Annotated in this window: 9 protein-coding genes; all 9 read left to right on the top strand. The window is 68.7% G+C overall.

Features of this window, described 5'->3' with window-relative positions:
- The first annotated feature begins 36 nt into the window (after positions 1-36).
- The 9 genes from ACO1BU_RS05265 to ACO1BU_RS05305 all read left to right on the top strand — a co-directional run bounded on the left by ACO1BU_RS05265 (position 37) and on the right by ACO1BU_RS05305 (position 9791).
- The gene (locus tag ACO1BU_RS05265; RefSeq protein WP_424134862.1) at positions 37-1089 is read left to right on the top strand and encodes a PRC-barrel domain-containing protein; all 1053 of its coding nucleotides are present in this window, start codon (positions 37-39) and stop codon (positions 1087-1089) included.
- Between the two features lie 214 nt (positions 1090-1303).
- Positions 1304-1675, top strand: a complete 372-nt coding sequence (locus ACO1BU_RS05270) for a hypothetical protein (RefSeq protein ID WP_424134863.1) — start codon at positions 1304-1306, stop codon at positions 1673-1675.
- 196 nt (positions 1676-1871) lie between these two features.
- The gene (locus ACO1BU_RS05275) at positions 1872-3077 is read left to right on the top strand and encodes an aspartate aminotransferase family protein (protein ID WP_424134864.1); all 1206 of its coding nucleotides are present in this window, start codon (positions 1872-1874) and stop codon (positions 3075-3077) included.
- Positions 3074-4027: an ornithine carbamoyltransferase gene (gene argF, locus ACO1BU_RS05280; protein ID WP_424134865.1), complete on the top strand. Its 954-nt coding sequence runs from the start codon at positions 3074-3076 to the stop codon at positions 4025-4027. The genes ACO1BU_RS05275 and argF overlap by 4 nt, the downstream gene beginning before the upstream one ends.
- Positions 4028-4390: 363 nt before the next feature.
- Positions 4391-5647 carry an HlyD family secretion protein gene (locus ACO1BU_RS05285; protein ID WP_424134866.1) on the top strand — a complete coding sequence of 419 codons (1257 nt, stop codon included), beginning with the start codon at positions 4391-4393 and terminating at the stop codon, positions 5645-5647.
- Positions 5648-5668: 21 nt separating this feature from the next.
- Positions 5669-7633 (top strand): glycosyltransferase family 2 protein, encoded by a 1965-nt coding sequence (locus ACO1BU_RS05290; RefSeq protein WP_424134867.1) that lies wholly within the window; start codon positions 5669-5671, stop codon positions 7631-7633.
- 157 nt (positions 7634-7790) lie between these two features.
- On the top strand, positions 7791-8738 hold the full coding sequence (gene hslO / locus ACO1BU_RS05295; protein WP_424134868.1) for an Hsp33 family molecular chaperone HslO: 948 nt from the start codon (positions 7791-7793) through the stop codon (positions 8736-8738).
- A gap of 44 nt (positions 8739-8782) precedes the next feature.
- Positions 8783-9376 carry a hypothetical protein gene (locus ACO1BU_RS05300; protein WP_424134869.1) on the top strand — a complete coding sequence of 198 codons (594 nt, stop codon included), beginning with the start codon at positions 8783-8785 and terminating at the stop codon, positions 9374-9376.
- Positions 9377-9431: 55 nt separating this feature from the next.
- Positions 9432-9791 (top strand): hypothetical protein, encoded by a 360-nt coding sequence (locus ACO1BU_RS05305; protein ID WP_424134870.1) that lies wholly within the window; start codon positions 9432-9434, stop codon positions 9789-9791.
- The last annotated feature ends 70 nt before the right edge of the window (positions 9792-9861 follow it).

The following is a 9861-nucleotide window of genomic DNA, read 5'->3' on the forward strand; positions in this document are numbered from 1 at the left end:
CCGCAGGACGGAAAACGCCGCACAAGGAGGTTCCGCGTGTCTATTCGCTCATACAAGTCCGGCCTGCTGGGCCTTACTGCCGCCGCGGCCCTGATGGCGGCTCCTGCTTTTGCCCAGACCCAGCCGCAGGCTCAGCCACGTGACGGCACGCCAGGCAACCCGCCCTCCACCGCGACCCAGCGTGCGGCGGATGCCGTGACCGGCAACCGCACCGCGCCCGACGGCACCCCTGGCAACCCGCCCGGCACCGCTGTCGGCCGTGCTGCCGAGAATACGCCGGCGGCGAACCAGCGCGGCGATTTCACGAGTGCGGACCGCCCGGATGGCACGCAGGGTAACCCGCCGGGCACCGTGGTCAGCCGCGGCGTGGATCGTGCGATGGGCACCAATACCTCCGGTGCCTTCCCGGAGAATGAGCAGGGCGGCAACCAGCGCTCGCAGAACCAGGGTTCGGCAGGCAGCGAGCGGGGGACCGTGACGGGCCGCGGCCCGGCCGCGCAGGGTGGTGCCCGTGACAATGAGCCTGCGGCGGCCAATGCGAATCCGCGCGCCATGGGGCAGCAGGCGCAGGGTGGCCAGCCTGGCGCGGTGAATACGACGCCGGATGGCGGTCAGGCCCGTGTTGGCACCGCCAATGTGCCGCTGCAGAACCAAGCGGCCGGCACGGCCCCGAATAATCCGAACGGCCCGTCCGGCGCGCGTGATGCCGGCCGCGACAACGCGGCCAACAACGCCGCCCCCGGCAACAATGCGGCCGGCGGCACCGCTGCCGGTGGCGCGGCCAGTACGGCCAATGCGCCCATCGCGCAGACCGACCGCGCGAGCCGCATCATCGGATCCACCGTCTATAACGAGCGCAACGAGTCCATCGGGTCGGTAGACGACATCATCCTCGCCTCGGGCAATTCCTCGCCCATGGCGGTCGTCTCGGTGGGCGGTTTCCTCGGCATCGGGGCGAAGCTGGTGGCGGTGCCGATGTCCGACCTGCGCTGGTCGGCGGCCGACAATCGCTGGACCATCACCGGCGCAACCAAGGAGAGCCTGACGGCGCTGCCTTCCTTCTCCTACGACGCCGCGCGGCGCGGCTGATCCACTGGCCCGGGAGGGCTGCAGGGAAGGGCCCGGGCGCGGAAGCGTCCGGGCCCTTCTGCGTGGTCACGCTGGCGTTCTATTTGGCGTCGCCTTTCCGTCACAGATTGTCAGCTTACGTCTCAGGGGACGGAACCGGGCAGGTGATCCGGCGTTGGCCTTTACAGACCCCGCAGCGACGCGGGGTCAGAACAACCGACGGAAAGAGGATTCGATGCTGTCCACGACCCTGCGTGCCGCGACGCTTGCCCTGGCCATTGGCGGCCTGGCGGCGTGCAGCAACGACCCGCTGAACACCGCCAACCGCCCCGATGGCACGCGCGGCAACCCCCCGGGCACCGTCACCTCCCGCGCCAATGAGCGGGTCGGCGACCCGCTGAACGTCGACAATCGTCCCGACGGCACGCGCGGCAACCCCCCGGGCACTGTGGTCTCCCGCACCAATGAGCGGATCGGCGATCCGCTGAACACGGACAACCGTCCGGACTGCACCCCGGGCAATCCGCCGGGCACCGCGGTCAGCCGCACCCTCGGCACCACCGATCGCAGCGACTGCCGTCCGGTCACCGGCTCCCGCCGCCGCTGATCATCGGCTGATCCGGGCAGGGGCGTCGCCTTCGGGCGGCGCCCTTCGCCTTTTCAGGGTCTGCCATGCCGGATTTCACTGGGAGTGCGGCGCGCATCCTTTGACCCGGCGCGGCCTTTCCGTCATTTTCCCACGCTTCCCGCCCGGCGTCGCGATACCCGCCCCGCCCGCGGGGCCCACCGGAGGGCCACGCCACGTGATCCCCGCCCTGATGCCGAACTACAACCGCGCCGACCTTGCTTTTGAGCGGGGCGAGGGTGCTTGGCTGTGGGATGCGCAGGGCCGACGATTCCTCGATTTCGGGGCCGGGATCGCGACCACCAGCATCGGCCACGCCCATCCGCACCTCGTCTCCGCCATTGCCGAGCAGGCGGGGCGCGTGATGCACACCTCCAACCTGTACCGCGTGCCGCAGGCCGAACGCCTTGCCGCGCGTCTGGTGGAAGCGACGCCCTTCGCGGACAGCGTCTATTTCTCGAATTCGGGCGCCGAGGCGAATGAGGCCATGGTAAAGGCGGTGCGGAAGTACCATGCCGCCAACGGCCATCCCGAGCGGTACCGCACCATCTGCTTTGAGGGCGCCTTCCACGGCCGCACTCTGGCCATGATCTCCGCCACCGGCAACGCCAAGTACCTGGAGGGCTTCGGCCCGCCGGTGGATGGCTTCGACCACGTGCCGTTCGGCAACATGAATGCGGTGCGCCAGGCGATCACGAGGGAAACGGCGGCGATCCTGATCGAGCCGATCCAGGGCGAGGGCGGCGTGCGCCCGGCCGATCTGCGCTTCCTGCAGGAACTGCGCGCCACCTGCGACGAGTTCGGGCTGCTGCTCGCGCTTGATGAGGTGCAGACCGGCATGGGCCGTTCCGGCAAGCTCTGGGCGCATCAGTGGGCTGGGATCGAGCCGGATGTCATGTCCTCGGCCAAAGGCATCGGCGGTGGCTTCCCGCTCGGCGCCACGCTGGCGCGGGAGAAGGTGGCGGAGCATCTGAAGCCCGGCACCCATGGCAGCACCTATGGCGGCAACCCGCTCGCCTGCGCCGCCGGCAATGCGGTGCTGGACGTGATCCTGGCGCCGGGATTCCTGGACCAGGTGGACCGCGTGGCACGCCATCTCTGGCGCGGCATGCAGGATCTGGCGGCACGCCACCCGAAGGTGGTCGCGGGCGTGCAGGGCGCCGGGCTGTTGCTCGGCCTGCGACTGGTGGACGCCGTCTCCAATACGGAAATGCAGGGTGCCGCTGTGGCGGAAGGCCTGCTGACCGTGGCGGCGGGGATGAACGTGCTGCGCGTCGCGCCGCCGTTGGTCATCACCGAGGCCGAGGCGGATGAGGCGCTGCGCCTGCTCGATCGCGCCTGCCTGCGCATGACCCCGGGCAACGCGAAGGCGGCCGCAAAATGAGCGCCGCGCTCAAGACCGTGGAGGGGGGGGCTGTGGCCCCCCGCCACTTCCTCGAGATCATGGATTTCGACGCGCAGACCCTGCGCCGGATGCTGGATTTTGCGCGGGACGCCAAGGCAGGCCGCGTGCAGGGTAAGCCCCTGGCCGGCAAGAGCGTGGCGCTGATCTTCGAGAAGCCCTCCACCCGCACCCGCGTCTCCTTCGAGGTGGGGATCACCCAGCTCGGCGGGCATGCGGTGGTGCTGTCGGGCCGCGAGATGCAGCTCGGCCGCGGCGAGACCCCGGCCGATACGGCCAAGGTGCTGTCCCGCTATGTGGATGCCATCATGCTCCGCACTGATAATGTGGCGAAGCTGCGCGGGCTGGCGGAGCACGCGACGGTGCCGGTGATCAACGGCCTGACCGACGTATCGCATCCCTGCCAGATCATGGCGGATGTGCTGACCTTCGAAGAGCATCGCGGCCCGATCGCCGGCCAGACCATCGCCTGGACGGGCGACGGGAATAACGTGGCCCAGTCCTTCATCCAGGCCGCCGCGCGCTTCGACTTTACCCTGCGCCTCGCGACGCCGGACGCGCTGCGCGCGCCCGCCGATCTGGTGGCCTGGGCGCGGCGCGAGGGTGCGCGGATCGAGGAGACGAACGACCCGGTGGCCGCCGTGCGGGGCGCGCGCTGCGTGGTGACGGATACCTGGGTTTCCATGTCCGACGAGAAGCCGGACGCGGCCACCGTGAACCGCCACAACCTGCTCGCCCCGTATCAGCTCAATGCCGCGCTGCTGCGTCATGCAGCGCCGGACGCCATCGTCATGCACTGCCTGCCCGCCCATCGCGGGGAGGAGATCACCGAGGAGGTGATTGACGGTCCGCAGAGCGTGGTCTTCGACGAGGCGGAGAACAGGCTGCACGCGCAGAAGGGCGTGCTGCTCTGGGCGCTGGGTTTGGGCTGAGGCACGGGAAGCACCCTGGCCGGCGCCCTGCCATCGCCTTCCTCTTTGTAACTGGGGCGCTATGGCGGCGGCTTGTCCGTAGCCAAAATTTTGGGGCTGTGCCCCTCCGTCGATTGATCCCGGGTTGGCCCTGAGGCCGGGATCCAGCCTTTTTACGCGTGTTCCCGGCCTGTTTTCGGGCCCTTCAGACTGGGGCTGCCTCATCGGCGGTCCAGCTCCTCAGCCGCCCGGCATCCCTCGCATCCTGGCGTAGCTTACGGCACTGTAAGCTGATCATTCCGATATCATATCTTTGATTTCACATTTTCGTTAATTCCCGTAGAGCGTGCGCCGCGCGATCTGCCACACGGAACGAGAGTGATCATGGGCAACACGATGGAGTTCGGCCCGGGAACGGCCGGCCTGGCCTATGCGCCGACTGTGCCGGGCACCGGCCTTCCGCCGCTTGCCCCTGCGAAGCCCAGCAAGTCAGACAAGCCTGGGAAAGGCGGCTTTCCCCTTGGGCGGGCGCTCCGGATCGGCATGGCCGGCCTGTTGCTCGCAACGGGTACGGTTTTCGTGATGGACCGGTTCTGGTCCGTCCGCAGCACCCTCGCGGTGCTGGACGCCACGCCGATCACCATCCGGGCTCCGATCGACGGGGTTCTCCGCCTGGAGGACGTAGCGCCTGGTGTGGTGCTCAGCGCGGGACACGGACTGGGCTCGATCCGGGACGAGCAGATCGACCGCAGCCGGCAGGCCCAACTCGCCGCCTCAGTGCACGCGACTCAGCAGGAGATCGACGCGCTGACTGTCCGGCTGCAGGAACTGAGGGCTCAGGCGCGCGACGCGCAGGCCCATTTTGGCAGCTTCCGCAATAGCCGCATTCAGCAGCTTTCCGCCCGGCTACAGGAAGCCGAAGTGGGCATCGCCGCCGCCCATGCACGCCAGCAGGAGGCGGTGGCCGCCCTGCGGCGGGCCGAGGATCTGGCCAATGGGCGCGTGGTGTCGGCTGCGGCACTTGACCAGGCACGCCGAGCTGCCGCCGTGGCCCAGACCGACGTCGCCGCCGCCGTGCAGCGCCGCAACGCTGCCCAGACTGAAGTCGCCGCCGCCCAGAGCGGCGTCTTCGGCTCCGACAATTCGACGGACCGCTCAACCAGCCAGCAGCTCCAGGAGCAGCTTCGCCTGCAGGAGGGTGAGCTGCGCGCCCAGCTCGAGGTGCTGCGCGGGAAGTTAGCCGGCTTCCGCAGCCAGCTGGAGGCGGAGGATCTGCGACTTGAGCGCAGCAGCCAGGCCTCGCTCACTTCCGCCGCTCGCGCGCGCGTCGCTGACCTTCTGGTCCAGGACGGGGAGTTCGTCCGCCGCGGGCAGTCCATCGCCGTGCTGATGGATTGCCGCCGCCCCCGCGTTACGGCTCAGGTCGATGAGCGCAGCTTCCGCGCGCTCCATATCGGGAAGCAGGGGGTTTTCGTGTCCGCCCAGGGTTCGGAGCGGATGCGTGGAGAGGTGGTTCAGCTTTCCTCTCCTCTGGACGACGGGGCAGGGCGGAGCAACGCTTACCGCGTCGTGCTCCGACTGGATCCCCAGGACGTAGGCGAGACCTGCCCGCTTGGCCGCTCGGGCCGCGTCGAATTCTGACGGTTTGCTGGAAACGACGCTGTGAGCAACCTGGAATACATGGCTCCGATGCTGCTCATGGCAGGCGCGGCCATGCTGCTGCTGCCCCGCATCGACCCGGATAACCGCTGGGCGCGGGGCATTGGCGCGGCTGTCACCATTCTCTTCCTGCTCCGCTACATGGCCTGGCGCCTGACCGAGACCCTGCCGCCCTTGGAGGCGAGCTTCAGCAGCGTTGTCGCCTACGCCTTCTGCGCGGTGGAGATGGCGAGCTGCCTGGCGGGGCTGATCCTCCTCCACGTGCTCTCTCGCACCTGCAACCGCAGCGCGGAGGTGGACGCGCAACTCGCCCGGGGCTTCGGCGACGACCCGCCGTTGATCGACATTTTTATCCCCACTTACAACGAGAAGGCCGAGATCCTCCGCCGCACCATCATCGGCGCCATGCAGCAGGACTACCCGCGCTTCCGCGTCTGGGTGCTGGATGATGGCAAGCGCGCCTGGCTGGAGGAGATGTCGCGGGAGCTTGGCGCGGGTTACCTCACCCGCAGGGACAACAAGCACGGCAAGGCCGGCAACATGAATGCCGGGCTGGCCAATGTGCTCGCCATGCCGGAAGTGCCCGACGTCATCGCCGTGCTGGACGCGGATTTCGTGCCGACGCCGAAGTTCCTCTCGCGCGGCGTGTCGCTGTTCCACGACCCCAGGGTCGCCCTGGTGCAGACGCCCCAGTATTTCTTCAATCCGGATCCCATCCAGCTCAATCTCGGCGCGGCGAAGATCGTGCCGGATGAGCAGCGCTTCTTCTTCGATGTGATCCTCGCCTCGAAGGACGCGCATGGCACGGCCTTCTCCTGCGGCACCTCCTCCCTCGTGCGGGTGGATGCGCTGCAGGCGGTGGGCGGCTTCCCAACGGAGAGCGTCACCGAGGATCTGCTGGTCTCGATCAAGCTCTCGGGCAAGGGCTGGCGCACGGCCTATCTGAACGAGCCGCTCAGTGTCGGCCTCGCGCCCGAGGGCCTGGGCGAGTACCTGACGCAGCGCGGCCGCTGGTGCCTGGGCACCATGCAGATCGTGCGGACGCCCTGGGGCCCCTTTTCCCGCGGCTCCACGCCCTGGCTGATGCGCCTGCACACGCTGGACACGGTGCTGTTCTGGACGGCGGGTTCGGTCATCCGCATCCTGAGCCTGCTCATCCCCATCCTGTACTGGTGGTTCGGACTGGTGGTGATGAAGACCGACCTTCCGGCCATCCTCAGCCATCTCGGCCCCTATTGGCTCTGCTGTGTCACCTTCCTCGGCTGGGTCAGCCGCGGCACCAACCTGCCGGTGCTGACCGAGGCCATGTCCCTGCTCACAAGCGTGGAGGCGATGAAGGCGAGCGCCATCGGGCTGTTCGGATCGCGCGACCAGAAGTTCAAGGTGACAGCGAAGGGAACGAGCCGTGACAAGGTCGTCGTGCAGTGGCCACTGGTGCGCTGGTACCTGCTTCTGGCCGGGCTGACGATCGGTGGCGTGGGGTGGCGCGTGCTCCAGGGGCCTTTCGAGGGTACGCCGCCGGATATCGAGCTCATGAACCTGTTCTGGAGCTTCTATAACGTCGTCACCCTGATGCTGGCCTGCCTCATGTGCGTGGAGCTGCCGCGCATGCGCGCGGAGGAGCGCTTCGAAACAGACGAGGCGGCGCGGGTCCGCCTGGAGGAGGGGACGATGCCAGCCCGGCTGCTGGACATCTCCATCACCGGCGCGCGCATGGAAGGTCACCAGCTCCAGGAGCTCGCGCCCGGCACGCCGGTCGAGGTCGAGATCCGGGATGTGGGCTGGGTGCGGGCGACGGTGACGCGCTGGACCGGTTCCGCGATTTCCGTCTCCTTCGGTGCGGACAATGCGCAATCGGGGGCGATCATCCGTAAGATCTTCTCCGGCCGCTATGCCCAGACGGTGACCCGGATGGGCACCGGGCCATTCGTGCAGGCTGTTGCTGCCCGGGCCTTCGGGCGGGCTTGATAGGGCGGGGTAGGGGGCGGCCGGGCAGCTCCGGCCAGGCTCGTCCTCGGACCCGTTTCGCCGGTTCGCCGGTCTGGCCCGACAGACGGGGCAGGCGCGCATCCTGTGCAGCCTTCTGCCCCTGTGAGCCCGCGCCCGCGCTGACTATCTAAGGGGCGTGCAAGACGTAACCCGCCCCTCCGAAACCCCTGATTTCCTCAATCATGACCGGCCGCCGGTGCCGGATATGGTGGTTCCCCGCGCCATCCTGCCCTTCCATCTGGAAGGCCGGCCGGTGCGCGGCCGTCTGGTGCGACTTGGCGCTCTGGCCGATGCGCTAATCGGCCGCCATGACCTGCCTGAGGATGTATCCCGCCTGCTGGGCGAATCTCTGGCGCTGACCGCCGGGCTGGCGGCGGCGCTGAAGTTCCGTGGCTCCTTCTCGCTTCAGGCGAAGGGCGACGGGCCGGTCCCCATGCTCTTGGCCGACTGTACGGATACGGGGGAGATCCGCGGCTATGCCCGTTCGGAAACCTCGGTTTCTGGCGAGGCGGGGACATTGCTGGGCAAGGGTTATCTGGCCTTCACCTGCGATCAGGGCGCGGACATGGACCGCTACCAGGGCATCGTCGCCATTGAGGGGGAGACCCTGGCGGAGATGACCGACGCCTATTTCCGGACTTCCGAGCAGCTTCAGGCCTTCGTCCGCCTGGCCTGCCGCCGCACGCCGCAGGGCTGGCGCGCCACCGCCCTGATCATGGAGCGCGTGGCCGCGCAGGGTGGCATTGATGGCATGCAGGACGCGGAGGCCGACGACGCCTGGCACACCGCCACCACCCTGGCGGCAACGGTCACGGAATCGGAGATGCTGGACGACGCCTTGCCGTCGGAGCAGCTTCTGCACCGGCTGTTCCATGCGGAGGGGCTGTTGGTGGATCGCCCCCGCGCCGTGTCATATGGCTGCCGCTGCTCCCGCGCGCGGCTGGCCGGCGTTCTGCAGGGCTTTCCCGAGAGCGACCTGGACCACATGGCCGAACATGGCCAGATCACCATGAATTGCGAGTTCTGCAACGTGGCATTCCGCTTCGACCGGGCAGAGGTGAGGGGTGGCGCCGGGCGGGCCTGATCGGGTAACGCGGAAGCTTCGCTGCCCGGGGGATTCCGCGAAACATGATCGGACGCCGCCTTGCGCTTGGCGCGCCCCTCCTGCTGCTCGCCTGCGGTGGGCGTGAGCCGCCGCCTGCTGCGCTGCCGCGGGTTGAGGGCTATGCCTATTTGACACCGCTGCGGCTGAACGTCGCGGATCTCGAGGTGATCAACAGCCCGGCGGGTGCCCGGGTCGATCCGCCTGCACCCCTTGTACCGGCGGTGGAGGTGGCGCGGATGGGGCGCGACCGGATCGTGCCCTCCGGCACCACTGGCCGTGCCCGATTCGTGGTGGAGGCCGCGAACCTCGCATGGTCCGGCGATTCGATCTCAGTGCTGCTGCGCTGTCGGGTGGAGATCCTGGACAATGACCGCCGCGTCGCCTTCGCCGAGGCCGAGGCGCGGCGTGGCCTGAGCGGTGTCGGTGGCGGCACCGCCGCCCGGGCCCGCGCGGCGGAGACCGCGGTGGTCCGCGCCATGGAGGACCTGAACGTGGAATTCGAACTTCAGGTTCGTCGCAACTTGCGGGAATGGCTGCTGGAAACGACGCCGACCGCTCCTGTGGCGCCGGTGGACTCGCCGGACGGGATCCAGCGGCAGGACCTGCCCCAGGGCTGACGCGCAACCTGCCCCCGGTTTGCAGCGCTTTTCCTTCCCCGGAAGGAGAAGCGCCATGAACCACCCCCGTCTTGCTATCCTGTTGCCGTGCCTCGCCCTGGGCGCCGGCCTTGCTGCCTGCGCGCCGGCCGATCCCTATTACGGCGCTGCTGCCCCGGTGCCGGCGCCCGGCTATGCCGCCCCAGGCTACGCAGCCCCTGGCTACGCTTCGTCTTATGCGACCCCGATGCCCGGCTATGTCGGGCAGGGCCAATACCAGCCGGCCCCCGGTCCGGGTTACGCCTCCGCGGATTCTTATTGCCAGGAGGCCTATGCCAATGCGGCTGGCACGCAGCAGCGGGCTGCCATGACCGGCTCCTATGCGGATGCGGCCCGCGCCCAGCGCTCTGCCGGCTTCTATCGCCGCGACTGCTGATCACCGCTGCGCGCGGCACCCGGGCCGGCCGGGTGGCGCGCGGACCAGTTCGGCGTCCCGGCTATACTAT

The sequence above is a fragment of the Roseomonas chloroacetimidivorans genome (assembly GCF_049629625.1).
In the GTDB taxonomy this organism is placed as follows: Bacteria; Pseudomonadota; Alphaproteobacteria; order Acetobacterales; family Acetobacteraceae; genus Roseomonas; species Roseomonas chloroacetimidivorans.

What these genes read in the sequence shown, in the direction of transcription:
- ACO1BU_RS05305 (WP_424134870.1), top strand. Translation starts at nt 9,432, where the DNA reads ATGAACCACCCCCGTCTTGCTATCCTGTTGCCGTGCCTCGCCCTGGGC.
- ACO1BU_RS05285 (WP_424134866.1), top strand. Translation starts at nt 4,391, where the DNA reads ATGGGCAACACGATGGAGTTCGGCCCGGGAACGGCCGGCCTGGCCTAT.
- ACO1BU_RS05270 (WP_424134863.1), top strand. Translation starts at nt 1,304, where the DNA reads ATGCTGTCCACGACCCTGCGTGCCGCGACGCTTGCCCTGGCCATTGGC.
- argF (WP_424134865.1), top strand. Translation starts at nt 3,074, where the DNA reads ATGAGCGCCGCGCTCAAGACCGTGGAGGGGGGGGCTGTGGCCCCCCGC.
- ACO1BU_RS05300 (WP_424134869.1), top strand. Translation starts at nt 8,783, where the DNA reads ATGATCGGACGCCGCCTTGCGCTTGGCGCGCCCCTCCTGCTGCTCGCC.